Source organism: Serratia sp. PGPR-27, from assembly GCF_022678525.1.
Classification (GTDB): Bacteria; Pseudomonadota; Gammaproteobacteria; order Enterobacterales; family Enterobacteriaceae; genus Serratia; species Serratia nematodiphila.
Genome location: NZ_JALBYS010000006.1, coordinates 1 through 25,853 on the forward strand (window position 1 = coordinate 1; position 25,853 = coordinate 25,853).

Annotated in this window: 22 protein-coding genes; 5 read left to right on the forward strand and 17 right to left on the reverse strand. The window is 60.3% G+C overall.

What is annotated here, in order from left to right:
- Positions 1-460: 460 nt before the first annotated feature.
- Positions 461-1,771: an MFS family transporter gene (locus MMS95_RS04930; RefSeq protein WP_085337225.1), complete on the forward strand. Its 1,311-nt coding sequence runs from the start codon at positions 461-463 to the stop codon at positions 1,769-1,771.
- A 36-nt stretch (positions 1,772-1,807) separates the two neighbouring features.
- Here MMS95_RS04930 and pssA read toward each other — a convergent pair whose 3' ends face one another.
- From pssA to trxC, 4 genes are all read right to left on the reverse strand, one after another.
- Positions 1,808-3,163, reverse strand: a complete 1,356-nt coding sequence (pssA, locus tag MMS95_RS04935) for a CDP-diacylglycerol--serine O-phosphatidyltransferase (RefSeq protein WP_015378878.1) — start codon at positions 3,161-3,163, stop codon at positions 1,808-1,810.
- Between the two features lie 152 nt (positions 3,164-3,315).
- Positions 3,316-5,964: a bifunctional acetate--CoA ligase family protein/GNAT family N-acetyltransferase gene (locus tag MMS95_RS04940; protein ID WP_156865726.1), complete on the reverse strand. Its 2,649-nt coding sequence runs from the start codon at positions 5,962-5,964 to the stop codon at positions 3,316-3,318.
- 42 nt (positions 5,965-6,006) lie between these two features.
- Complete coding sequence (locus MMS95_RS04945) at positions 6,007-6,702, reverse strand: tRNA-uridine aminocarboxypropyltransferase (protein WP_156865727.1); 696 nt, start codon at positions 6,700-6,702, stop codon at positions 6,007-6,009.
- A 113-nt stretch (positions 6,703-6,815) separates the two neighbouring features.
- Complete coding sequence (gene trxC, locus MMS95_RS04950; RefSeq protein WP_004928868.1) at positions 6,816-7,235, reverse strand: thioredoxin TrxC; 420 nt, start codon at positions 7,233-7,235, stop codon at positions 6,816-6,818.
- A 207-nt stretch (positions 7,236-7,442) separates the two neighbouring features.
- Between trxC and MMS95_RS04955 the strand changes: the two genes are divergently transcribed.
- A complete protein-coding gene (locus MMS95_RS04955; protein ID WP_015378876.1) occupies positions 7,443-8,531 on the forward strand; it encodes a tRNA/rRNA methyltransferase in 1,089 nt (362 codons plus the stop codon).
- 58 nt (positions 8,532-8,589) lie between these two features.
- Here the strand turns inward: MMS95_RS04955 and emrB are convergent, their stop codons facing one another.
- The 7 genes from emrB to MMS95_RS04990 all read right to left on the reverse strand — a co-directional run bounded on the left by emrB (position 8,590) and on the right by MMS95_RS04990 (position 15,907).
- On the reverse strand, positions 8,590-10,131 hold the full coding sequence (gene emrB / locus MMS95_RS04960) for a multidrug efflux MFS transporter permease subunit EmrB (RefSeq protein WP_161800767.1): 1,542 nt from the start codon (positions 10,129-10,131) through the stop codon (positions 8,590-8,592).
- Between the two features lie 14 nt (positions 10,132-10,145).
- Positions 10,146-11,318 (reverse strand): multidrug efflux MFS transporter periplasmic adaptor subunit EmrA, encoded by a 1,173-nt coding sequence (gene emrA, locus MMS95_RS04965; RefSeq protein ID WP_015378875.1) that lies wholly within the window; start codon positions 11,316-11,318, stop codon positions 10,146-10,148.
- Between the two features lie 23 nt (positions 11,319-11,341).
- The gene (locus tag MMS95_RS04970) at positions 11,342-12,793 is read right to left on the reverse strand and encodes an efflux transporter outer membrane subunit (RefSeq protein WP_085058834.1); all 1,452 of its coding nucleotides are present in this window, start codon (positions 12,791-12,793) and stop codon (positions 11,342-11,344) included.
- 28 nt (positions 12,794-12,821) lie between these two features.
- Complete coding sequence (gene mprA / locus MMS95_RS04975; RefSeq protein WP_004928879.1) at positions 12,822-13,340, reverse strand: transcriptional repressor MprA; 519 nt, start codon at positions 13,338-13,340, stop codon at positions 12,822-12,824.
- A gap of 162 nt (positions 13,341-13,502) precedes the next feature.
- The gene (gene ygaH, locus MMS95_RS04980) at positions 13,503-13,850 is read right to left on the reverse strand and encodes an L-valine transporter subunit YgaH (protein ID WP_060560104.1); all 348 of its coding nucleotides are present in this window, start codon (positions 13,848-13,850) and stop codon (positions 13,503-13,505) included.
- Positions 13,840-14,586, reverse strand: coding sequence for an AzlC family ABC transporter permease (locus tag MMS95_RS04985; RefSeq protein WP_033632266.1), 747 nt, complete (start codon positions 14,584-14,586; stop codon positions 13,840-13,842). Before MMS95_RS04985 ends, ygaH begins: the two co-directional genes overlap by 11 nt.
- A gap of 121 nt (positions 14,587-14,707) precedes the next feature.
- Entirely contained in the window at positions 14,708-15,907 is a 1,200-nt protein-coding gene (locus MMS95_RS04990; protein WP_004928887.1) for an MFS transporter, read from the reverse strand.
- A gap of 105 nt (positions 15,908-16,012) precedes the next feature.
- On the opposite strand from MMS95_RS04990, the gene MMS95_RS04995 reads away from it, so the two are divergent.
- Entirely contained in the window at positions 16,013-16,891 is an 879-nt protein-coding gene (locus MMS95_RS04995; protein WP_004928891.1) for a LysR family transcriptional regulator, read from the forward strand.
- A gap of 30 nt (positions 16,892-16,921) precedes the next feature.
- Here the strand turns inward: MMS95_RS04995 and proX are convergent, their stop codons facing one another.
- From proX to proV, 3 genes are all read right to left on the reverse strand, one after another.
- Positions 16,922-17,923 carry a glycine betaine/L-proline ABC transporter substrate-binding protein ProX gene (gene proX / locus MMS95_RS05000; protein WP_004928894.1) on the reverse strand — a complete coding sequence of 334 codons (1,002 nt, stop codon included), beginning with the start codon at positions 17,921-17,923 and terminating at the stop codon, positions 16,922-16,924.
- Between the two features lie 69 nt (positions 17,924-17,992).
- On the reverse strand, positions 17,993-19,099 hold the full coding sequence (gene proW / locus MMS95_RS05005; RefSeq protein ID WP_004928897.1) for a glycine betaine/L-proline ABC transporter permease ProW: 1,107 nt from the start codon (positions 19,097-19,099) through the stop codon (positions 17,993-17,995).
- Positions 19,092-20,294 (reverse strand): glycine betaine/L-proline ABC transporter ATP-binding protein ProV, encoded by a 1,203-nt coding sequence (gene proV / locus MMS95_RS05010; protein WP_004928900.1) that lies wholly within the window; start codon positions 20,292-20,294, stop codon positions 19,092-19,094. Before proV ends, proW begins: the two co-directional genes overlap by 8 nt.
- 126 nt (positions 20,295-20,420) lie before the next feature.
- Here proV and MMS95_RS05015 point away from each other — a divergent pair, with 126 nt between their 5' ends.
- A complete protein-coding gene (locus tag MMS95_RS05015; protein WP_134942550.1) occupies positions 20,421-20,684 on the forward strand; it encodes a hypothetical protein in 264 nt (87 codons plus the stop codon).
- A gap of 16 nt (positions 20,685-20,700) precedes the next feature.
- Here the strand turns inward: MMS95_RS05015 and MMS95_RS05020 are convergent, their stop codons facing one another.
- Entirely contained in the window at positions 20,701-21,387 is a 687-nt protein-coding gene (locus MMS95_RS05020; protein WP_033632270.1) for a response regulator, read from the reverse strand.
- Between the two features lie 32 nt (positions 21,388-21,419).
- Positions 21,420-23,012 (reverse strand): sensor histidine kinase, encoded by a 1,593-nt coding sequence (locus tag MMS95_RS05025; protein ID WP_044030620.1) that lies wholly within the window; start codon positions 23,010-23,012, stop codon positions 21,420-21,422.
- A gap of 326 nt (positions 23,013-23,338) precedes the next feature.
- On the opposite strand from MMS95_RS05025, the gene MMS95_RS05030 reads away from it, so the two are divergent.
- Complete coding sequence (locus MMS95_RS05030) at positions 23,339-24,694, forward strand: 2-hydroxycarboxylate transporter family protein (RefSeq protein WP_048325105.1); 1,356 nt, start codon at positions 23,339-23,341, stop codon at positions 24,692-24,694.
- 98 nt (positions 24,695-24,792) lie between these two features.
- Here the strand turns inward: MMS95_RS05030 and MMS95_RS05035 are convergent, their stop codons facing one another.
- Positions 24,793-25,764 (reverse strand): patatin-like phospholipase family protein, encoded by a 972-nt coding sequence (locus MMS95_RS05035; protein WP_033632273.1) that lies wholly within the window; start codon positions 25,762-25,764, stop codon positions 24,793-24,795.
- Between the last annotated feature and the right edge of the window lie 89 nt (positions 25,765-25,853).

Here is a 25,853-nt window from a genome sequence, read left to right on the forward strand (position 1 = left end):
GGACACTGCCAGGCATCAAATAAAACAACAAGCCTCATGCGAAAGCATGGGGCTTGTTGTTTTGTCTGTTATCTGGCGTTCTGCTCGAGCATGGGCATCCTGATACGAATGGTGTAGGACAAATCCGCCGGGAGCGGATTTGAACGTTGCGAAGCAACGGCCCGAAGGGGGCGGGCAGGACGCCCGCCATAAACTGCCAGGCATCAAATAAAGCCGAAAGCCCTGAACTGACGTTCAGGGCTTTTTGCTATGGGAAAAATGGAAAGTCCCCGTTGTAACCCGCTTCAGCTTTCATCGTACTGTTTAATATTCATCACAAAACCAACGCATTGTTTCTCTGAATGTCAGATATTCTTCGTCCGCTATTAAGTTTGGCTGTTAACTTATAAATAACAATAAAGTAACAACCAGGGCGGCAGGAAGCCGAATTTCATCATTGCTATGGCTCGGAGAAAATATCATGACAGAAACAACCTCGGCTCTTGGGGATGAGCACTGCGTCGAACAGGGGGCGCTGGATAACAAGAAACGCATTTTCGCTATCGTCGGAGCTTCATCAGGCAATCTGGTGGAGTGGTTTGATTTTTACGTTTACTCCTTCTGTTCCATTTACTTTGCCGCCTCGTTCTTTCCGGCGGGCAACAGCACCACGCAGCTGTTGCAAACCGCCGGAGTATTCGCCGCCGGCTTCTTTATGCGGCCGATCGGCGGCTGGCTGTTCGGCTATATTGCCGACAAGCATGGCAGAAAAAACTCAATGCTGCTTTCAGTCTGCATGATGTGCGCCGGATCGCTGGTGATCGCCTGCCTGCCGACGTATGAATCGATCGGCAGCTGGGCGCCGGCGCTGCTGCTGATCGCTCGATTGTTCCAGGGGTTGTCGGTGGGCGGCGAGTATGGCACCAGCGCCACCTACATGAGTGAGGTGGCGATCAAGGGGCGGCGTGGCTTCTACGCCTCGTTTCAGTATGTCACGCTGATCGGCGGGCAACTGCTGGCGCTGCTGGTCTTGGTGATCCTGCAGCAGATATTGCCCGCTGAAGAGCTGAAGGCCTGGGGATGGCGTATTCCGTTTGCCCTGGGGGCCGTGTTGGCGGTGGTGGCGCTGTACCTGCGCCGCTCGCTGAATGAAACCTCCGATGCGAAGACGCGTAACCACAAAGATGCCGGTTCGTTGACGGGGTTGTGGAAAAATCGCAAGGCGTTCCTGATGGTGCTGGGCTTTACCGCCGCCGGTTCACTGACCTTTTACACCTTCACCACCTACATGCAGAAATACCTGGTGAACACCGCCGGTATGGACGCCAAGCTGGCCAGCGCCATCATGACCGTTGCGCTATTCGTCTTTATGCTGCTGCAGCCTGCAGTAGGCGCGTTTTCGGATAAAATCGGCCGTCGCAGCTCGATGCTGATCTTCTCAGCCTTCGCCACGGTGTTGACGGTGCCGATCCTGTTTGCCTTGAAAGAAGTGACCAACCCCTTTATGGCGTTCGGTCTGATCGTGTTGGCGTTGTTCGTTGTCAGCTTTTACACCGCGATCAGCGGGCTGCTTAAAGCCGAGATGTTCCCGCCAGAGGTGCGCGCGTTAGGGGTAGGCTTGTCTTATGCGGTGGCGAACGCCCTGTTCGGCGGTTCGGCAGAATATGTCGCGTTGTCGCTTAAATCATTCGGCGTGGAGAATGCCTTCTTCTGGTACGTTTCCGGCATGTGCCTGCTGGCGTTGCTGGTTTCGCTTCGGTTGCATCGCAAAGGCAAGGAGATACAGCTGTAATAAAAACCCCGGCCTTGGCCGGGGTCAGAGTACCGCTTACAGGATGCGGCTAATCAGCCGATCGATGCGGATGCGGCGCAGACGGCGAATCAGCTTACGCACCTTGATCGGATACTGCTGAATGCTTTGCAGTTCCTGATAATGGCCGACTACAGTGGTATGAGTTCGGATGCATTCCAGCTCTTTCTGCCGTTGCTCGCGCAGCTCTTGCTTGGGATCGTGGATCAGAATGGCGTTTTCCAGATCCAGCCGCCAGGCGCGCGGGTTGAGGTTATTGCCGGTAATCAGCTGCCACTCTTCGTCTACCCACATGCCTTTCAGGTGATAGCTGTTATCGCCATCCTTCCACAGCCGCACGATCAGTTGGCCGGTGTCGATGTAACGCTGCAAGCGGCTCAGGAAGCGGCGCAGGTTGATCTCATACAGGTAGGGCAGCGCGCCGATGATTTTGAACGGCTGGTCTTCAGGAATATAGAAGTCGTTGGCGGTTTTATCGCCGACGATGATTTCCACCTGCTTACCCTGTCGCAGCAGATAAATGATGTTGCGCACCAGCAGCGCCGGCAGGTTGAAGTAGGGGGTACAGAGCGTCAGTTTCTGGTCGGCGCACGACATCAAGTGATGAATGGTTTTATTCAGCACGCTTTGTTTGCCTAGCCCAACCATCGGCGTCACCGCCAGCTCATCGTTGCCGGCTTTGCCGCGGAAGTGATAACCGGCGCGGCGCAGGGCGAAACGGAACAGACGGGTCTCGTTTTTGATCTCCGGGCTTTTCGGCCGATCGCTGCGATCCAGGCGTTGTACTGCGCCGGCAGTGAGCAGATGCTGCTTGATGTAATCGATCAGGGTATCGGCCAGCACGCCGTTGGTGATCAGCTGATAGCGATCGTAACGGTATTTCTCATGCTGATGCAGATAAACGTCGTTGATGCTGGCGCCGCTGTAGATCGCGGTATCGTCGACCACAAAGCCTTTCAGATGCAGTACGCCCAGCGCTTCGCGGGTATTGACCGGCACGCCGTAGATCGGTACCGACTGTTCCGGATGTTGGCTGGCCATGGCGCAGTACCAGTCGGCGTTGGTATTGGCGGCGGCGGCGCCGATGCGCCCACGCTGTGCGCGGTGCCAGTCGACCAGTACGCAGATTTCCAGCTCGGGCCGCCGCTGTTTGGCTTGATACAACGCATTGAGGATCTCGCGCCCGGCGTCGTCATGCTCCAGATACAGGGCCACCAGATAGATGCGTTGGGTGGCGTTGGCGATGGCGTCCAGCAGCGTGGTGCGAAAATCGGACGGCGCGTACAACGTACGAACATCAGCAACCGTCTGGGGGAGTTTGGGCAGTTGTGCAAGGTGTTGTTGATGTTTGCTACGTTTAAATTTTGACAACATCACAGTGCGTTTCTTCTCTCATGATTGATGGCCAGAACGCCACAGGCATAAAAACAATAAACCGAATAATCGGGCGATAATACCATTAGTTGCCCCGATTGTGCGTATGTTTTGGCGTTAAGTGGTGGATTCGTAGCGCATTGCGACGCAGGTCACTGCGCGTCGGCGGCCCGCAGCGGCAGCGTCAGATTGACGATGCCGTCCTCAAGCTGCACCTCGATGCCAAAGCCCAGCCGCTGAGCCAGTGCGATCATGCCGCGGTTATTCGGCATGGTGATGCCGCTCAGACGGGTCAGGCCATGAGCGCGCGCATAGGCGATCATTTTCTCCAGCAACTGACGCCCCAGGCCCAGGCCTTTCAGGTCGGAACGCACCAGCACGGCGAATTCGGCGTCGGTGTTGTCCGGATCGGACAGCGCGCGGGTCACGCCGATGATCTCTTCTGCGCGCACCGCCACAAAGGCCATTTCTCGATCGTAGTCGATCTGCGTCATGTTGGCCAAATCGTCATGGGTAAACTCATTGATCTCGCTGAAGTAGCGATAATAGAGATCTTCCTTGGTCACCCGGTCGATGAAATGCTTCAGCGCCGGTTCGTCTTCCGGCAGGATCGGGCGGAACAGGCACTGGCTGCCGTCTTTCAACGCGATGGTCTCTTCCAGCTCATGCGGATAAGGGCGGATCGCCAGCCGCGCCTGCGGATCGCCGCTGAACGGCGCGAGCTGCATCGAAACGTCCAGCAGGGTGAATTCGCTGCCGGAAGCCAGCACCGGGTGAATATCCAGCCGGGCGATCTCCGGGCAGTCAAGGATCAGGTTGGAAACCTGCACCAGCAAGCGGCTCAGCCCGGGGATATCTAAAGGCCGCAGTGCGCTGCGCCCGCGGATCTTGCCGCCTTTCACCGCCTGCAGCACCAGATAACGCGCCAGCGCCATATTCAACGGCGGCAGCGCGACCGCCACCTGATTTTCCTGGCGCCACTCTACGCCGCCTTCGCCCAGCATGATCAGCGGGCCGAAAATGGCATCCTGCTCCACGGCGATGCGCAGCTCCTGGGCGCCGGCGCGGTTGGCCATGCTCTGCACCAACAGGCCGTGGATGCGCGCCTGAGGATAGGTACGCTTCACGCGGTCGAGGATCGCCTCCGCCGCGCGCTGCACTTCGGTCGCGGTGCGCAGGTAAAGCATCACGCCCTGAACTTCCGACTTGTGCGGGATATCCGGCGAGCGCAGCTTCAGCGCCACCGGGTAGCCGATCTGCTCGGCAATGTGCACCGCTTCGGCGCTGTCTTCGGCGATCCAGGTCGGCAGGGTGCTCAGGTCATAAGCCTGCAGAATGGATTGCACCTCGTGGGTATCCAGCTGGGTGGCGCCTTCGGCCAGCGCCTGATGGATCAGGCGGTGGGCGTCGGCGGTATTGGCGGTCAGGCCGACCGGCAGCGCCGGCGTCTCTTTCAGCTGCTTTTGGTTGCGGCGGTATTCCACCATATGCATAAAAGCGGTCACAGCGCCTTCCGGCGTGCGGTAGGTGGGAATGGCGGCCTCGGTAAACAGCCGGCGCGCCTCTTGAGAAGAGTATTCGCCGCACCAGTTGGTCAGCAAGGTGATGCGTTTGCCGCGCGCATGGCGGTGCAGCGCGTCGATCAGCCGCTGCGCCGTGGCGGTGCCCGGCGCCGCCGCGCTCGGCGCATGGATCAGCAGCAGCGCGTCATAGTCGTGGCTGTCGAGCAGCGCTTCAATAGCCGCCAGGTAGCGCTGCGGCGTGGCGTCGTCGCGCAGATCGAGCGGGTTGCCGGCGCGAATGAAATCCGGCAGCGCATCGCTCAGCTTCGCCAGGCTCTCCTCGCTCAGCGTCGCCAGCTTGCCGTTGCGCCCGAGCAGCTCGTCCAGCGCCATCGCCGCCGGCGCCGCCCCGTTGCTGACGATCATCAGCCGTTCGCCGCGCAGCGGATGCATATGGCTGAGGGTTTCCACCGCTGAGAACAGCTCATGGGTATCCTGCACGCGCAGCAGGCCGGCGCGCTGGATGGCGGCGTCATAGGCGGCGTCCAGCCCTTGCTGGCTGTTGAGCAGTAATTGCGCCTGTTGGCTGCGGCCGCTTTTGATCACCAGAATGGGCTTATTGCGTGAGGCGCTGCGCGAGGCAGAGAGAAAGCGCCGTGCGTCGCTGATGTTTTCCAGATACAGCAGGATGGCGCTGGTCTTGCCGTCGCGCGCCAAAAAGTCGAGTAGATCGTCGACGTCGATATCCAGGCTGTCGCCCAGCGCAATGAAATAGGAGAAGCCGACTTCGCGCTGCTGCGCCCAGTCGAGAATGGTGTTGGCGACGGCGGCGGACTGCGAGATAAACGCCAGCTTGCCTTTTTGGATCGGCACCGGCGAGAAGCTGGCGTTAATGCCCTGCCACGGCGCCAGCAGTCCCAGACTGTTGGGGCCCAGCAGCCGCATGGCGTAGCGCTGCGCGCAGGCTTTCAGCTCGGCGAACTGTTCTGGCGGTGAAGAGAGCACGATGGCGGTTTTACAGCCGCGCTGCCCCAGCGCGTCGAGCAGCGCCAGATTACGCTTGGCGTGGGTACAGATGATCGCCAGATCCGGCGTCAGCGGCAGGCTGGCGACGTCGGGATAGGCCATGACGCCGCATACCGCCTTGTAGCGCGGCGTCACCGGCAGGATGGGGCCGCCGAAACCGCCGGCCAGCAGGTTGCTCATCATCAGGTTGCCGGCGCGGCCCGGCTGCTGCGAAGCGCCCAGCACGGCGATCGATTTGGGACGTAGTAGCGCTTCTAACCCTCGCTGGCTCATGCACGGCTCCTTTTGGCAACGTTACGCCTGATTTTAGGCGCTTTATGGCTGCATTGCTGTGACCGGTGCCTCCGGCCGGGTCGGTTTTCCCGCCAGATACTGTTGACGGAAATAGCGAAAATGCTGATTCAACCCTTCGGCGGCCGGCAGATCGCCCGCCTGTTGCAGCAGGGCGGCGGCCACTTCCGCCGTGCAGTGTTGCTCGGCGCGGCTGGCTTCGCGCAGCTGGTAGTCCGATGCGGCGTCGACGTTGAGGGAAAACACCGGGAATTGATTGAGATACGGGCTTTTACGGAACATTTTGCGCGCCTCCGCCCAGGTACCGTCCAGCATGATGAACAGCGGCGGTTTGCCGCCGACGGGCAGCGCGCTGAACACCGGCCGTTCGGCGTTGGCGTAGGACGCGGGGAACACCACATAAGGCTGCCGTGTCGGATCGTTGATGGCCGCCAGCAGGGCGGGATCGACCTCGGTGCGCGACCAGAGGAACGCCTGGGTGTCCGGCAGGATATCGGCGATCAGGCGGCCGGTGTTGCTGGGCTTGAGCGGCTCGGCGCCGAACATGATCAGGCAGAAACGGCTGCCGGCCTGCTGTGGGCGAATGGTGTCGCACAGGCAGTTTTTATGCGGCAGCAGGCAACCCTGACAACGCGCCACCCGGCAACCGCGCGCCAAAAAAGGGCGGGTGGCGCGGTCTAAACGGAATTGGCGCAGGCGAAGTACGGCGTTGTCGGTCATAACGATCCTGGGGAAAAACCGCTATTGTAACGCAGAAAAAAGCCCGCCGGGAGGGGCGGGCTCGATCGGGGGCGTTCGCGCGCAATGGCGGGATACGGCCTATACTTGCCGAATCACACTAACTCGTTGAGCCAGTTGTCAAACGGCGCTTTCGGCATCGCGCCGTTGAGCATGTCGACCATCTTGCCCTGACGGAACACCATGATGGTCGGGATGCTGCGGATGCGGAAACGGGCGCTCAGCTCCGGCTCGGCTTCGGTGTTCACTTTCACGAAGCGCACTTTGCCGGCGCGCTCTTCGGCCACGTCTTCAAAGATCGGCGCAAAGCTGCGGCACGGGCCGCACCACGGCGCCCAGAAATCGACCACGACCGGCAGATCGTCCTGCAGCAACTGGTCCAGCGTGGCGGCGGTGGCGTTGATCACTTCACCGTCGAAGAGCTCATGGCCGCAGCGGCCGCATTTCGCATTGTCCGCCAGACGTTCTTCCGGCACGCGGTTGGTGGCATTGCAAGCTGCACAAACTGTATTCATGTTGACCTCGGGTACAGAGAAAGCATGGTCCCCGCAACGCGGTTGCGGAGATGTTTCTTTAATGCTGACAATTATCGGCAAAACCCGGCGCGTGAACAATGAGGTTTGTTCAATGGATGTGATAGTTGGGAGCTTTTAGCGCAAGTTGGTGGCTTCGTGCACCAACATCAGGTAATCTTCGCGCCCTGCGCGTTGGTGGAGAAGACAATGAACGATTCATTTAGTGGCAAGAACGGTAAAGTCAAAGTGATGTACGTCCGCAGTGACGACGACAACGGCGACGACCGTAACAAGAATAAACGTCCGGCCGGCAAAGGCCGCCCGGCTGACGGTGCGCGATCGGGCCGCACCGGTCAAGACAAGGCGCGCGGCGGCAACGATCGCCGCGGCGCCGACTCCCGCCGCAGTGAAAGCGATCGTCCTCGCCGTCCGGCGCGCTCTGAAGATCGCGGTGGCAATGAGTCGCCGTGGAGAACCGTCTCGCGCGCGCCGAATGAAGAGCCGGCGTTCGATCATGGCGGCATCAGCGGCAAAAGCTTTATCGATCCTGAGCAGCTGCGCCGCCAGCGCGCGGAAGAAACCCGCGTTTACGGTGAAAACGCCTGTCAGGCGCTGTTCGCCAGCCGTCCGGAAGCGATCGTGCGCGCCTGGTTCGTGCAGTCGGTCACCCCGCGCTTCCGCGAAGCGCTGCGCTGGATGGCGGCTAACCGCAAAGCTTACCACGTGGTGGATGAAGAAGAACTGGCCAAGGCTTCCGGCACCGAGCACCACGGCGGCGTCTGCTTCCTGATCAAAAAGCGTCAGGGCCTGGATGCGCAGACCTACCTGAAAAGCGCGCCGGCGACCGACTGCGTATTGGCGCTGGAAGAAGTGGGCAACCCGCATAACCTGGGCGCCATCGTTCGTTCTTGCGCCCACTTCGGCGTCAACGGCGTGCTGCTGCAGGATCCGGCGCTGCTGGAATCCGGCGCGGCGGTGCGCACCGCAGAAGGCGGCGCGGAGCACATCAAGGCGATCAACGCCGATGATTTCCTGTCGGTGCTGGATACCTTCCGCAAGGCGGGTTACACCATCGTCACCACCTCCAGCCACAAAGGCACCGCGCTGGCGCAGGCCAAGCTGCCGGCCAAGATGGTGCTGGTGCTGGGCCAGGAACGCGACGGTCTGAGCGACAGCGCCTGGCAGCAGGGCGATATGAACGTGTCCATCGGCGGCACCGGCAAGGTGGAAAGCCTGAACGTTTCCGTGGCGACCGGCATTCTGCTGGCGGACTGGTGGCGTCAGAATCAGGCGTAATTTTCTACGTCGGATAAAAAAACGGGCGCCCCAGGGCGCCCGTTTCGTTTATTGAAGCTTAGTGAGCGCCGCCGCCCCCGCCGCCGCCGGAGCTGAATGGCGGTTTCGCCACCCACACCAGCACCAGCAACACCAGGAACACCCCGGCCGACAGCCAGAATATCTCGTTGGCGGAGATGATCAGGCCCTGCGCGGTGATCTCGTTGGCGATATACGCCGACGCCTGCTGCTTGCTCATGCCGAGCTGCTCCAGTTGCCGGTACATCTCCTGCGACTGCGGGTTGTACGGGTTGACGAACTCCGTCAGTTGCGAATGGTGCTGCGATTCGCGCTGCGTCCACAGGGTGGTGGTGATCGAGGTACCGATCGAACCCGCCAGCGTTCGCGTGAAGTTCGACAGGCTCGATGCCGCCGCCATGCGTTCCGGCGGCAGGCCGGACAGCGTGATGGTGGTCAACGGCATGAAGAAGCAGGCGATGGCGAAGCCCTGAACGAACTGTGGCCAGGCGGATGCGCCGAAGTCCATGCCCGGTTCAAACGTATAGGCGCGCCAGTAGAAGCACACGGCATACATGATGAAGCTGAAGGTCACCAGCCGGCGCATGTCGAGCCGGTTGCCGAACTTGCCGATGATCGGCGACAGCAACACCGGGATCAGCCCGACCGGCGCCGACGCCAGCCCCGCCCAGGTGGCGGTATAGCCGTACACCTCTTGCAACAGCTGCGGCAACAGCACGATGGCGCCGAAGTACAGCATGTACGCCAGACTGATGCACAGGCAGCCGATGGTGAAGTTGCGCGACTTGAACAGCGACAGATCCACCACCGGATGGTCGTCCGTCAGCTCCCACACCACGAGGAACAGCAGCGCCACCACCGCCACGACGGTGAGCGTGATGATCTCGGTCGAGTTGAACCAGTCCAGCTCTTTGCCCTGATCGAGCATGATCTGCAGAGAACCGATGCCGACGATCAGCAATACCAGGCCGACGGTGTCGATCGGTTTGATCTCGGTTTTGGTTTCCCGCCCCTTCAACGTCGCCATCGCCGCCACGATCACGAAGACGCCGATCGGGATGTTGATGAAGAAGATCCAGCCCCAATGGTAGTTGTCGCTGATGTAGCCGCCGAGGATCGGCCCGAAGATTGGCGCGACGATAACGGTCATCGACCACAGCGCCAGGGCCATCGCTCGCTTGGCGGGCGGGTAGTTGTTCAACAACAAACTCTGCGACAGCGGGATCAGCGGCCCGGCCACCACGCCCTGGATCACGCGGAAGAAGATCAGCATGCCAAGGCTGTTGGAGATGCCGCACAGCCAGGAGGCGATGGCGAACAGCGCGGTGGACCAAAGGAACAGCCGCACTTCGCCGAAACGCTTCGCCAGCCAGCCGGTGATCGGAATCGAGATGGCGTTCGCCACGCCGAACGAGGTGATCACCCAGGTACCCTGCGAGTTGGAAGACCCGAGGTTACCGGAAATGGTGGGGATCGCCACGTTGGCGATGGTGGAGTCCAGCACCTGCATGAAGGTCGCCATGGCGAGCGCGACCGTCATCCAGGCAAGCTGGGCACCTTCAAGCGGTTTCTGTGGCAAGATGGCCTCCCGCGCGCTTAGCCGGCGTTCGCATGGATCACGTCGGCGATCAGCTGGTTAACCGGCGCCAGATTCAACGCCAGCGCGTCGCTCTGATACAGCGGTTTGTCGCGCACCACGTCGGCCAGCACGCGGCCGTCCAGATTGGCGGTGTCGACGGTCACCAGCGTCGAAAGACCGATGCGCAGCGGATGATCGGCCACCTGCTTGGCGTCGAGCTCAATACGCACCGGCAGGCGTTGCACCACCTTGATCCAGTTGCCGGTGGCGTTCTGGGCCGGCAGCAGCGAGAAGGCGCTGCCGGTGCCCATGTCGATACCGGCCACTTTGCCCTGATACACCACGTCGTCACCGTAGACGTCGCTGACCACCGTCGCCGGCTGGCCGATGCGCATATTGGCGATCTGCGTTTCCTTGAAGTTGGCGTCAACCCAGATGTGATCGGCCGGCACTACCGCCATCAGCGGCGAACCGGCGGCGATCTGCGCGCCGACCTGCACGCTGCGGCGCGAGACATAGCCGGTAATCGGGCTGATCACCTTGGTACGCTGCAGCGCCAGCCAGGCGTCGCGCATCTGCGCGGCGGCCTGTTGGATCGCCGGCTGCTGTTCCAGCGGGGTGTTCAGCACCATCGCCTGGTTGGCGTTGTATTGCTGTACCGCCACTTCCAGCGCGGCTTTGGCGCTGTCGACCGCATCGCGCGCGTGTTGCAGCTCTTCGCGGCCGATGGCGTCAACGCTGCCCAGCACCACGCGGCGTTTCAGATCGTTCTCGGCCTTGCTCAGATCGGTCTTGCGCAGGGCGATGTTGGCCTGATACTGCTTGCTGTTGATGATCAGCTGGTGGGTCTGACGCACGCTGTTGGCCAGGCCGGTTTTGGCGCGTTCAAACGCCTGCTCGGCATCGGTCGGGTCGAGCGTCAGCAGCACGTCGCCCTGCTTGACGTAGTCGGTGTTGTCGAAGTTGACGCTGTTCACGCTGCCGGACACCTGGGCCATGATCTGCACCTGGTTGCCGGAGACGTAGGCGTCGTCGGTTTCCTGGTGATGACGCAGCACCAAGAACCAATACACTAAATAAGCCACCCCTATAACAATGAAAATAACCGTCAGCAACAGCAGCCAAAATTTGCGCTGCTTCTTTTTGCCGCTCGGCTGCTGCGGGTTTTGGGTTTCCGCGCTTGCGCTCATGGTGTTCTCCAAGCCTTATATTATTATGCTTTCGAATCCGCTGTGGCCGGGGCCTGATAGCCACCGCCCAACGCGCGGATCAGTCCTATCTTCGCCTGCAGTAAATTGCTGCTGGCATTCAACTCCGCCTGTTGCTGCTGCAATAGCTGCGTCTGGCTGGTCAACAGATCGTCGCGCCCGATAATCCCTGCCTGGTAACGGGCGTTGGCGACCTGATACACCTGTTGCATCGACTGGGCCGCGGACGCCGCCTGCAGCTGCTGTTGTGCAGAGCTCTGCTGGATGGTGATGGCGTCGGCGGTTTCCTGTACCGCATTCAGGATGGTTTGGTTGTAGGATTCCACCGCTTCGTCATACAGCGCGGATTCCTCGCCCAGCTTGCTGCGCAGCGCCCCGGCGTGGAAGATCGGCAGCGAGATCGCCGGCATCACGTTCCAGGCCTGGCTGGCCGCTTCAAACAGATTCGGGCTGGTGCCACTGGTATTGGTGGTCATCAGGCCGGCGAAGGCTGAAATGGTCAGGCTGGGGTAAAACTCTTTACGCGCGGCGCTGACGCGCTGGCTGTAAGACTCCACCAGCTGGCGTTGCGCGGCGATGTCCGGGCGTTTGCCCAGCAGATCCGCCGTCAGTTCGCCCTGCGGCGCCATCAGATTGTCTGCAGGCAGCGGCACCTGACGCAGGTGCTGCATGGCGTTCGGCCCCTGGCCCGCCAGCGCGGCGAGCTGGTGTCTGAGCTGTTCGATTTGCGACTGCAGCTGCAGAATCTGCTGTTTGGCGACGTCGGACTGCGCCTGGGTTTGTTGCGGCACGTCGACGCCGGTCAGGCCGGCCTGATAGCGCTGTTGGCGCAGCGCGGTCAGGCGCTCGTTGTTGTTCACTTCCTGCTGCAGCAGCTTCTCGAGCGCCAGATTGCTCTGCAGCTGGTAGTAGGCGGACGCCACCGAGCTGGTCAGCGTCAGCGCCGCCTGTTCCTGCTCGGCGCGCGCTGCGTTCACTTGCGCCTTGGCGGCGTTCACCTGGTTGCGGTATTTGCCCCACCAGTCGAACTCGTACGCCAGGTTCAACCCCAGCGAGTTGGAGCTTGAATAGATCGGCTTATGCGGATACCCCAAACCCATATTGACGTTCTGCGGCACACGCTGGCGCTGGGTGCTGGCGTTCAGATCCAGGTTCGGCCCGTTGGCGGCGCTGGCTTCGCCCACCACACTCTGCGCTTCGCGCACGCGGGCGGCGGCCTGACGCAGGGTCGGCGAGCTTTGCAGCGTCTGCGTCATCAAGGCGTCCAGCTGCGGATCCTTGAGGGCGCGCCACCACTGCGGGCTGACGGCCAGCGAACTGACTTTCGGCTGAGCCAACTGCAGGCTCTGCGGATCCATCAGCGTGGATTGCGGGGCAATATTATCGGTCGAAGCACACCCGGCCAGCAGCAACACGGCGAACAGCGGGGTGAATCTCCAGTGAAATGGGGATCGCATAAGTAGGTACCTGAACAGAAATTGTGAATTAGGGTAACTGTTCTGTGATTTCCATTTGATCCAGACGTGCCAGCAATTTGCGCGTCAGCTGTTCCAGCTGTTTTTGCTCATCGTCGGTCAGCGTGGACCACAGGAAATGCAGACATTGGTGCTGCGGCGGCAGCAGTTGACTGAGAAATTCTTCCCCCTGCGGCGTCAGATGCAGATGCAGGCAGCGGCGATCGTTGTCGCTTTCCCGGCGTTCGATCCAGCCGCGCTTCTCCAGCTCGTCGGCGATGCGGGTTGCATTGGTGCGCGAGGAGCCCAGGGCAGAGCTTAGCTCAGAAGGTTGGATGCTGTGGCTTTCCTGCGCATCCAGGGTAATCAGCGCCATAAACAGTGTTTCGTTAATCCCCTGCGCTTTCAGCATCTTATTGCGGTTTTCCAGCAGCTTGCCTTGCATGTGCATGCACAGGCGGGTCAGCAGGATTTCCTGATAAGGGAAATCTTTCTGCCGCGTGGCGCGGAAATTCAGCATTTGTTCTATGGGGGCAAACGAGCTTTCCATAATTTAGGGCCTCATTAATTTCGTTCGAGATAGTAACGACGGTGACAAATAATGTAAATGTTCAGCCGTGCGGATAATTTAGCAATTCGTGTCATTTGTCAGTGTTTGTAAAGATGTGGCGCCTGAAAACGCCAGTGTGAAGCCAAACGATCGGGAGCGGCGTCAGCCTGCACCGAAAAGCATTAACAGTTTTAATGTGATGCCAAAGGCCGTTGCGCCGAGCAGCGTCGACAGAATGATGCTTTTGCTGCGGTAGAAGCACAGTGCCAGCGCGGCGAACCCCACCAACGTCGGCAGCAGCTTGTCCGGCTCGCGCATCACCACCGGCGTGCTGGAGACCACCAGCAGGGCGCAGATCGAGGCGATGCCGATGCTGTCGAGCAACAGGGCGGCTTTACCGCGTTTGAGGCCGGGCTGGGCGCGCGCCGGCGCCAGCCGCAGCGGCAGATAGCGGAACAGGTAATTGGCGCAGCCCACCACCAGGCCGATCACCAGCACATCAATGTTCATGGCTGGCCTCCGCCGGGGCTGGCTGGAACAGGGCGGCAATGCAGCCGGCGCCGATGCCGGCCAAAATGGCGACCGGAATGGAGAACAGCACCACGCCGAGCAGCGCGCCGGCCAGCGCGGCGGCGATAGTCAGGCTCTGCGGGCGGCGGAAGGCGGCCAGCAGGAAACTGAGAAACAGCGCCGGCAGCATGAAGGACAGCGAGGCCTCGATCACCGGGAACTGCTCCAGCGGGCCGTTGCCGAACAGCGCGCCGAGCGCGGTGCCGGCCACCCAGGAGAGCCAGGAACAGAGCGCGATGCCCAGCATCCAGTTTTCGCTCCAGCTGCGGTTATTACGCATCAGCCTGGCGGTGGCGGCGGCGAAGACCTCATCGGTCAGGCCAAAGGCCCATATCGCCGTTTTGCCGGGCGACATGCGCGAGACGATGCGGTGACGCAGCGCCGGGCCGTACAGCAGGTGGCGCACGTCCATCGCCATCACCGTCAATGCGGAGACCCACAGCGACATCCCGGCGCTCAGCAGAGCGGTGATCACGAACTGGCTGGCGCCGGCGTAGATGATGCAGGAGAAGAAAATGCTTTCCAGCGGGGAAAAACCCAGTTTGACGGCGCTGAGGCCGAAGGCGAACGCCACCGGGACATACCCGATGACGATCGGCAAACTGTCGACGACGCCGTTGGCGAAGGTGGCGCTGACGGCGGGCGGGTTGAGGCTGTCTGCAGCTTGGCTTTGCATGGTTGTGGATCGCAGGGTAGATAGGACTTCAATAGTTTATGCCCAGAACATTACCAGAGAGTAAGTAATGTTTATACCCTGCACCGCTAATAAATTTCTTTAGTGACTATTTGCACGATAATCAGATTGTCGCCGGCCCCTGCGGATCGTGGTGCTTGCCGAGCCACCAGGTCAGCAGGTTGAGCAGGCATAACACCCCGCCGGCGGCGGCCACGCCGTACCAGCCGGCATGTTGATAGGCCGAGGCGGAGAGCAGTGAACCGAGCGCGCCGCCGATAAAGTAGCTGGTCATGTAGCCGGCGGTCAGGCGGTTGCGCGCGTCCGGCATGATGCGGTACATCACGCTCTGGTTGGTGACGTGCACCGCCTGCACCGCCAGATCGAGGATCAGGATGCCGGCGATCAGCGCCCACAGCGATTGTTTGGCGAACGCGATAGGGATCCAGGACAGCAGCAGCAACACCAGGCCGACGGTGGTGGTCAGCCCGGCCTTGCCTTTGTCCGCCAGATGCCCGGCGCGCGAAGCGGCCAGCGCCCCGGCGGCGCCCACCAGGCCGAACAGCCCAATCACTCCCTCGGAATAGTTGAACGGCGGCGCGGCGAGCAGAAAGGCCATTGAGGTCCAGAGCACGCTGAAGTTGGCGAACGACAGGGCGCCGAGGATGGCGCGGGTGCGCAGCAGCGGCGTGCGGCAGAACAGGCTGAAGATCGAGGCCAGCAGCTGCGGGTAGTTCAGCCCGGAGTGTTGCTTATAGCGCGGCAGCGCGCGCCACAGGATCAGCGCCATCAGGATCATCAGCACGCTGGCGACCCAGTAGATGGTGCGCCAGCCGCCGAACGACGCCAGTGCGCCCGCGACGGTGCGCGCCAGCAGGATGCCGAGCAGCAGGCCACTCATGATGATGCCGACGGTCTTGCCGCGCTTTTCCGGGTGGGCCAGCGTGGCGGCCAGCGGCACCAGGATCTGCGCCACCACCGAGAACAGCCCGGTGAGCGCGGTGCCGAGGATCATCATCGGCAGCGTGGCGGAAGTGGCGGTGATCAGCATGCCGCCGGCGGCCAGCAGCGTCATGAACACGATCAGTCCGCGGCGCTCGAACATATCGCCGAGCGGCACCAGCAGCAGCAGGCCGGTGGCGTAACCGAGCTGCGCGGCGGTGACGATAAAGCCGGCCTGGTTGACCGACAGGTTGAAACTGGTGGCGATGGTTTCCAGCAGCGGTTGCGCGTAATAGTTGCTGGCGACCGCCAGGCCGGTGGCGATGGCGATCAGCACGGTCAGCGCCGGGCTGAGGCCCGGATGGGCGTTTTTTGGGGTCATGATTTTTTCATCACGGGAAGAAGATAGCGCGCAGTATCCGGCAACGCGTCTGCGGAAACCAATGTATAATTTTCATTTGATTTATCTCATTTCAAGATAGATGCCATGAACCTGAAACAGATCCGCTATGCGCTGGCGGTGGCGGAAGAACAGAGTTTCACCCGGGCGGCGCAGCGCTGCCATACGGTGCAGTCGGCGCTCAGCCACCAGATCGCCAAACTGGAAGAAGAGCTGGGCTGTACGCTGTTTGAACGCACCTCGCGCCGGGTGCGGTTGACCCCGGCCGGCCAGGCTTTCATTCCGTCGGCGCAGCGGCTGTTGGCGGCGCAGCAGGCGCTGGTGGAAGAGGTGACCGCCGCCGGCGATGCGGTGTCCGGCACCCTGACCATCGGCACGATTTCAACCATAAACGCGATTGATCTGACCGAAAAGCTCGACAAGTTTCATCGCCACTATCCGGCGGTGAACATCCGCCTTTACGTTGGCATGAGCGAAGCCCTGTTGGAGGACGTGCGTCAGCAGAAGTGTGATATGGCGTTCGTCGGCATCTGGCCCGGCGATGTCGATTTACTGCCGATGTCGCACCGGCAGTTGACCGATGAGCCGCTGGTGGCGCTGGTGGCGCCGCAGCACCCGCTGGCCAACCGTGAGCGGGTCAACCTGCAAGCGCTGGCGGAAGTGCCGCTGGTGGATTTCTACAGCGGCACCGGCGCGCGGCGCCAAACCGATCGCGCCTTCCTGGCGGCGGGCATCCGCCGGCACGTCAGTTTTGAGATCGATCATATCGAATGGCTGGAGAATCTGGTGCGGCGCGGGTTGGCGGCGGGTATCGTACCTGTCTCGACCGCGCAACGCTTAAGCGCGTTGGTGTCGATTCCGATTGAAGACGGGCCGCGGCGCCAGGTGTATTGCATTTGGCCGCAGCCCTTGTCGAACGCCGCCGCACGTTTTTTACAGTTCAGCGGCATCGATATGGCGGGGTAGGGGCGCGGCAAAGGCGGCGCCCCTGAACGGTTACGGCTTCGCCGCTGCGGCGGCGGTTTTCACCCAGCCGTCGAAGGTGGCCTGATGAGCCTTGATCCAGCCGTTAACGTGGTTCTGGATATCGGCTTCCGAAGCCTGGCCTTCATGCATGCGCAGGTTTTGCGCGTTGATGTCGGCGATCGGCAGCTTCATGATGGCGAACAGCTTGGCGGCCGCCGGATTGGCTGCGGCCCACTGCTTGTTGGCGGCGATGCGCATGGTGTTGACCGGGAAGCCGTAGTTGGCGCCGTTAGGCAGTTTGGTGTCAACGTTTTTCTGCTCGCCCGGCAGGGAGGAAAACGGCACCTGCAGCCAGACCACGTCGCGGCCCGGCACCATCACATCGCTGACCCAGTACGGCGTCCAGGTGTAATACAGCACCGGTTTGCCCTCTTTGTAGCGGGTGATGGTGTCGGCGATCATCGCCGCGTAGTTGCCCTGATTGTGCTCGACGGTGTTGCTCAGGCCATAGGCCTTGATGTGGTGGTTGATCACCGCTTCGCAGCCCCAGCCCGGGGTGCAGCCGGTCAGATCGGCCTTGCCGTCGCCGTTGGTGTCGAACAGCTTGGCGATCTTGGGATCCTTGAGCTGCTCGACGTTGGTGATGTGGTATTGCTCGGCGGTTTTCTTGTCGATCAGGTAGCCCTGCGCGGCGCCGTTGACGTAGACGCCTTCGCGGTAGAACTTGGCGTCGCCGCCGGCGGCCTTGTACTGATCGGCGTGCAGCGGATCCCAGTTGACCGCGATAAAGGTCGCGTCACCGGAGGCGATCGAAGTGTAGGCGACGTTGTAATCCACTTCACGCGGTTCTTTCACGTCGTAACCCAATTTTTCCAGCGCCTTGCTGACCAGCAGCGTCTGGAAAGTCTCTTCGGAAATGGTGCTTTGCACCGGCTGTACCGCGATCCCCTTGCCGGGTAAATCTGCCGCGCTCACGCTCTGTGAGCCAATCAGCGTCGTCAGGGCGAGAGCCCAGATGCCCGTGGTGCGCATAGTGTTTCCCCTCTTTCGATGTGGTGGTGTCATAGCCCGCCGGGGCCGCAGCCGCCGGCGGGAAAAGCGTCAGGCTTGCTTGATGAACGGGCGAGTCAGTAACCCGATGGGGCCGCGGCGATACCAGCGGCCGATGCCTTTACTGCGGCGATCGCGCCCCAGCGATTGGGTGAGGCGATCGAGAATGATCGCCAGGATCACGATGCCGACCCCGCCGACGGCGGCCAAGCCCATGTCCAGCCGACCGATGCCGCGCAGCACCATCTGTCCCAGGCCGCCGACGGCGATCATCGAGGCGATGACCACCATCGACAGCGCCAACATCAGCGTCTGGTTAACGCCGGCCATGATGGTCGGCATCGCCAGCGGCAGCTGCACTTTGAACAGCAGCTGGCGCGGGCTGGCGCCAAAGGATTCGGCGGCCTCGATCAGATCCTCCGGCACCTGCTTGATGCCGAGAATGGTCAGACGCACGATCGGCGGCAGTGCGAAGATGATGGTCACTACCACGCCCGGCACGTTGCCGATGCCGAACAGCATGACGATCGGCACCAGATAGACGAAGGCCGGAGTGGTTTGCATGGCGTCGAGCAGCGGCCTAATCACCTTGGCGGCATGCTTGCTGCGCGCCAGCCAGATGCCGAGCGGCAGGCCGATAAGGATGCAGAAGAACAGCGCGGTCAGCACCAGCGCCAGCGTGACCATCGCCTGCGACCAGGCGCCGATGGCGCCGATGGCGATCAGGGAGAGCAGCGTCGCGGCGCCCATGCCGAGGCCCGAGACCTGCCAGGCGAGCAGCGAGAACACCAGAATGGCGATCGGCGCCGGCATGCCCAGCAGCAGTTGTTGGAAGCCGCTCAGGATCATGTCCACCGGCACGCGGATGCCCTGGAACAGCGGGCGGAAGTGCAGCACCAGCCAGTCGATGCCTTGCGTGACCCAGGTGTCGAACGGCACCCAGGCTTTGTGGAACGGATCGAGCAGGCTGAAGTGCTCCGGCTGCGCCGGGGCGCCGCTGAGCCAATCGGCGCTTTGCCCGGCGGCGTCATGTGCGGCCGGCGGCGGCGCGCTGGACCAGGCGTCACCGGCGTTGGCGGCGGCATCGCTGGCAGGTGCGGCGCCGGTATCGGCCGGTGCGGTAGCCCAGGGATCTTGGGTTTGCGTGGTATCACTCATTGGTTGAGCCCTCCTTGTCCAACGCCTGCAGCAGCATGGCCTTGGAGATGATGCCGAGATAGTTATGTTCTTCGCCCACCACCGGCACCGCGCACGGTGCCTGGGCGACCAGGGAAATCAGATCGCTGAGCGGCGTGTCGGCCGGCACGGCGGCGGGGGCCTCGAGCAGGGCATCGTCCAGCGTTTGATTGGCGGACAGCGCCTTTTTCAACGACTCTATCGACACCACGCCGATAAATTTCTTCCCGCGTTCAACAACATAACCATAATCACGGTCCTCATCGCGCAGCAGCTGCAGCGCCGAGCGGGGGCCAAAACCGGGGGTTTTGCGGATCAGCGTCACCGGGCGCCGTTGGGCGATATCCTTGGCGCTGAATACATGACTGATGTCCACGCCGCGGAAGAAGGTGCGCACATAGTCGTTGGCCGGGTTGTTCAGGATCTCGTCCGGCGTGCCGACCTGGATCACCTCACCGCCCTGCATGATGGCGATGCGATCGCCAATGCGCATCGCTTCGTCCAGATCGTGGGAAATAAACACGATGGTGCGCTGATGCTGAGCCTGTAATTTCACCAGCTCATCCTGCATTTCGGTACGAATTAACGGATCGAGCGCCGAGAAGGCTTCGTCCATCAATAATATATCCGGGTTATTGGCCAGGGCGCGGGCTAATCCCACGCGCTGGCGCATACCGCCGGATAATTCATCCGGATAAGACAGCGCATAATTCTCCAGCCCGACCTGACGCAGGGCATCCAGCGCTTTTTCCTGGCGCTCCTGCAGCGGTATGCCGGCTAATTCCATACCGAAAGCGGTGTTATTCAGGACATTCATGTGCGGCATTAGCGCGAATGACTGAAATACCATGCTGATCTTATTTCGCCGCACGGTGCGCAGCGCGGTGTCAGATATTTTGGCGATGTCCTCACCGTCGATCAGCACCTGACCGCGGGTGGGTTCTATCAGACGATTGAGAAGGCGTACCAGGGTGGACTTGCCGGAACCGGAGAGCCCCATGATGACAAATATCTCGCCTTCTTCAATGGCCAGAGTGGCGTCTTTTACGCCGAGCGATAAGCCGGTTTTTTCAAACAGCCGATCTTTTGTCAGACCTTTATCCAGCAGTTTGAATGCGCGTTCCGGGTGTTCGCCAAATATCTTATACAGGTTTTTTACTTCGAGTTTAATTGCCATGCAATTTGCTGTTTCCTCTGGTTTAATTAACGCGGTATGGGCTGTCCTTAGCAAAATAAAAGAGCTTTTTACCCTAACACAGTGAATATCTGAGACAACCCTCAATGTCATTTAAATGGGATATTAGTGGTTTACATCAAGGTTTTAATTAGTTATGGTAATTTGGCCCGTGACTCAAAATTGACGGCCATTATTCGGCATAATGGTTTGGTTTTTGGGAAAATAATACGGTGCGGCGCAGAGAGATATTTTGGCGCAGCGCCTGCCGTTCGGATAATAAAAAACCCGACCAGAGGCCGGGCAAAAGTCATCAGTATTTCATCAGTTTTAACGACAGGTGCCGATATCGAGGGGGATATCGTCGGGCGTCATGTTATCGCCTTAGTATGACAGCCAGATGGCAGCCTCAGGCCTTGCGATACAGCCGCCGCGGATGGCCGATATTGCCGTACAGCATCTCCACCCGTACGAACTGGGTGGCGACGCAATATTCCAGATACCGGCGGGCGGTGGTCTTGCTGATGCCGACTTGCTCAACCACGTCTTCCACCGCATGCGCCACCGCCGGCTGGGCGATAAACAGCGCCTGCACCAGCTCGAGGGTATTGGTTTCGATGCCTTTGGCGCTCGGCTCGCTGGAGAACTGCTTCGACTGCAGGTTGTACAGCGCATCGACGTTGTCCTGATCGATGATCTTGAAGGTGCGCTGGGTCTGCACGAACTGCATGAAGCGTTCGAGCGAATTGCGCAGCCGCTTATAGGACACCGGTTTGATGATGTAATCGAAGGCGCCGTTGCGGATCGCCTGGCTGCAGGTATGCATGTCGCTGGCGGCGGTGATGAAGATCACCGAACAGGCGGGGTTTTTTACCGCCGGTTCTTCCATCAACTCGATGCCCTGGCCGTCCGGCAGGAAGTTATCCAGCAGGATCAGCCGAGGCTGATGCTCGTTGGCTTTGGCCCGCGCTTCGGCCAGCGTGGCGGCGTAAGCCACCACCCGCAGGTTGAAATTTTTCTCGATGAACTCCGCGTGCAGCGTCGCCAGTTGCGGCTCGTCTTCCACGATCAGAACGTCCAGTGTTAGGTGTGACATAATCGGGTGCTCAAAAAATCGGGTTATGGGTTTTATTTAGGGATAAATATAGAGAATATCGCGCCGTGCGGCTCGTTGTCCGACACTTCTATGCTGCCGTGCGCCTGTGCCACGTGGCTGGCGACCAGATGCAGGCCAATGCCGTGGTCGCTTTTATCCGCTTTGGTGGTGACGCCCTGTTCAAACAGCGTATCACGAATCTCCTCGGCGATGCCGGTGCCGCGATCCGCCACCTCGATCACCAGCTCGTCGCTGCCATCGCTGATATAGAGTTCGATCGCGTCGTGCGGCGCCGGGCAGTGCAGCGTCGCTTCCACCGCATTATCCAGCAGGTTGCCGACGATCGACATCAGTTCGGTCTCATTCAGCGCCGCCGGGATCTGCCGCAGTTGGCAGGCCGGATCGAAGCGCAACTCGATGCCTTTTTCTCTGGCGCTGGAATATTTGCCCAGCAGCAGGCCGCACAGCGCCGCCGAACTGAAGCGCTGCGAGATGAAATCGAGGATCTCCTGTGCGCCCTCGGACTGGGCTTCCACATAGCGAATGGCCTCGTCGTAGCGCTGCATATGCAACAGCCCGGCCAGCGTGGCGGTCCAGTTCAGCTGCTCGTGGCGCATGATGCGCAGGTTGTCGGCATAGCGTTTCACCTGACTGAGCTGGCTGCTCAGGGTATTGATATCGTTCTTGTCGCGGAAGCTGATCACCCAGCCTTGCAGCTCCTGCTCCTGCATGATGCGCACCCGGCTGGCGATCACCCGCACGTGGTTGAAGCGGCACACCTCGTCGTGCGTATCCTGGCCCAGTTGCGCGGCGGCGAAGAAGTCAGGCTGCGCCTGGATCACGTCGCCGATCGGCCGGCCCAGCAAACTGGCGGCGGGCTGGTGCAGATCCAATAGCTCGCGCGCCGCATGGTTGATGGTGATGATCCGCTGCTGTGGATCGATGGCGATCACGCCCTCATAAATGGCTTCCAGCAGCGCTTTTTGCTGACGCACCAGTAGCGCGATCTCTTTCGGTTCCAGCCAGAACATCTGGCGCTTGAGGTTTTTCGACAGCAGCCAGGAAAAGACGAACAGGGCGATCAGCAGCAGGACGATGGAGCCGATAATTTGCGTCAACGTCCTGGCATTTAAATTATCTATGTGCGATTTCAAATAGCCGACGGAAACGATGCCGATCACGTGATTATTTTCATCCAGGATCGGCGCCTTGCTGCGCAATGAAACGCCAATGCCGCCCTTGCGAATGGAAATAATGCTTTTCCCTTCCAGCACCTCTTTATTATCGCCGCCGATCATCGGCGTGCCCAAGCGGCCTTCGTATTCGGAATGATAAAGGTGGCGGGCATGACTATCGCCGATGACGATATAACTGGCGTCGCTGCTGGCGCGGATTTTTTTCATCAGCGCGGCAATTCTGGCTGCGTCGTGTTTTTCCACTGCGTCCACCAGCGAAGGAATGAGGGCGATTTCCCGCGCCTGCACCTGGGCGCGGGCGCCGAGATCGCGGTGCAGCTGCGCATCCAACTGGTAATAGGTGTAGGCGCCGATACAGGTCAGCAGCAGGCAGGAGAAGGCCACCAGGCACAGAAACAGCTTGATTTGAAATGAGAGTTTGAGGCGCATGGCGGAGCTTCACCGTAAAGAGATCCTGAAGCCTTACCCTATCACGAGAAGCGGGGTCTGTAATATTGCGCCCGATCAACTTGTGATCCTTCACACGGGATTAGAGTGAACCGGACGAGAATTGTTCGCCTGCGATAAAATTGATAAGCTTTAAAATAAAAACGGTATTAACACCATTAAAACCACGCCAGTTTTTACATAATCTTAATTAACCCCATAGAAACCATAACCACCATTAAAAACCCTTTTTAACTTTGAACATAATCACAGCAGATAATCCGTGCGCTTCTCTATGATGGCTGAACAAACTAATAAGAGGCCAGATTATGAGCACAACAGATGATTCTTACCTCGTAGCCAAAGACAAGACCGCCGATATTCCTCTGCGTGAGAAATGGTGGCGGATACTGGACAATTATAAAGTAGGGATTATTCCGTTACCGTTCTTTATTCTGGCCGGCGTATTGATTCTGCTCGACTGCCTGGAAGGCAAATTGCCGAGCGATATCGTGGTGATGGTGGCCACCCTGGCGTTCTTCGGTTTCGCCTGTGGCGAATTCGGCAAACGCCTGCCGTTGATCGGCAAAATGGGCGCGGCGGCGATCTGCGCCACCTTTATTCCTTCCGCGCTGGTGCACTATGGCCTGTTGCCGGACGTGGTGGTGGAGTCGACCACCAAGTTCTACAAATCGACCAACATTCTTTATCTCTACATTTGCTGCATCATCGTCGGCAGCATCATGAGCATGAACCGCCAGGTGCTGATCCAGGGTTTCCTGCGCATCTTCATTCCGATGCTGTGCGGCGAGATCGTCGGCATGCTGGTGGGGATGGGCGTCGGCATGGCGCTGGGCCTGGAGCCGTTCCAGATCTTCTTCTTCCTGATCCTGCCGATCATGGCCGGCGGCGTGGGTGAAGGGGCGATCCCGCTATCGATGGGCTACGCGGCGATCCTGCACATGGAGCAGGGCGTGGCGCTGGGGCGCATTCTGCCGATCGTGATGCTCGGCAGCCTGACCGCTATCGTCATCGCCGGCCTGCTCAACCAGCTGGGCAAGCGTTATCCGCACCTGACCGGCGAAGGCAACCTGATGCCGAGCAAGCAGGGCGACAGCAACATGAACGCAGTGGAAAAAATCAGCGGCAAGGTGGACGTCAGCACCATCGCCTGCGGCGCGCTGTTGGCCATTCTGCTGTATATGGTGGGCATGCTGTTGCACCGCCTGATCGGCCTGCCGGCGCCGGTGGGCATGCTGTTCGCCGCCGTAGCGGTGAAGCTGGCGCACGGGGTGTCGCCGCGCATTCAGGAAGGTTCGCAGGTGGTGTACAAATTCTTCCGCACCGCCGTGACTTATCCGATCCTGTTCGCGGTCGGGGTGGCCATCACGCCGTGGCAGGAGCTGGTGGATGCGTTCACCGTCCAGAATCTGATCGTGATCGTCACGACCGTCAGCGCGCTGGTGGCGACCGGTTTCTTCGTCGGCAAGAAAATCGGCATGCACCCTATCGACGTGGCGATCGTCTCCTGTTGCCAGAGCGGGCAGGGTGGCACCGGCGACGTCGCGATCCTCACCGCCGGCAATCGCATGTCGCTGATGCCGTTCGCCCAGATCGCAACCCGTATCGGTGGCGCTATCAACGTCTCGCTGTCGCTGCTGGTGTTAGCCAAGTTCTTCGTATAACTCCTATAAATCCTTAGCGTTACTTTGCCTTTCCCCGCCCCCGCGGGGATTTTTTTTGCCCGCGCGCCGGCCAGACGCGCGGGCAGGGGAAACGCCGGTTATGCCGCCTGTTTCATGGCGGCGTCGTACCAAGCGAAGTAGCGCTCTACGCCGCGGCGGCCGGATTCGATCAGCGCGCGTTTCTTCTCCTCGCTGATGCCGAACTCCAGCGTGCCGACGTCGAGCGTGTCGACATACACGGTGCGTTTCCAATCATCGCTGTCCAGATGCACCTTGGTTTGGATGTCCAGCATCACGTTGGCCACCGCCAGGGTGAAATCAAACAGGTTGTTGACCGGCGTGCGCGGGCCGGCCTGGCCGGCGGCCTGGGCGATTTCGCTGGCGGAGTCGAGGCGAATGCCCAGCGTGCGGGTGTTGATGCGCTGGCTGGCGCTGTCGATGTAAGGCGGCGTGGCGGAGAAGTCATAGTCGAACAGCCGCACCGGATAGTTGTCGATCATGCCGCCGTCGATGCACAGATCGCCCAGGGTATTGTTCTTCGCTACGAAGGCGAACGGGAACGACATCGAAATGCGCAGGCCGTCCGCTACTTTCATGCGCGGCGTAGTGCGGTGCGAATAAACTTCGCGTTGGCCGCTGTTGAGGTTAGCGCCGATAAAGTAAATCGACTTGAACCCTTTCGCCGCCTTCATCGCTTCGAACTGCTCGAAGGTAATATCCGGGTTGCCGGTATATTGCTTGATAATATCGCGCGACCATTGATAGAAATAATCGCCGGGCGCGATGCCGTATTGATTGAACAGGCGATAGGCGTCCTGGATCGTACCGAAAAAGCCGCCGTTATAATCGAGGAATTTTTTAAAATCCATCGCCGACAGAATTTTGGTGACGTCCGCCGAGCTGCAGCCCAGGCCGACCAGCAGCGCGGCGATGGCGCCCGCCGAGGCGCCGGAGGTTTGCTTGATCTGCGGCATGATGCCTTTGGCTTCCAGCAGTTCCAGCGCGCCGCCATAGGCGATGCCTTTTACGCCGCCGCCTTCAAAGACCAGATTTTCGAATTGATAGCTCATGTTATTTCCTTACTCGTGGTTTAGGGAGTAAGGAAAATAACCAAGTGGCGAACGAGAAAATATTGATTGGGGTTGTGTGGGGCGGCAAA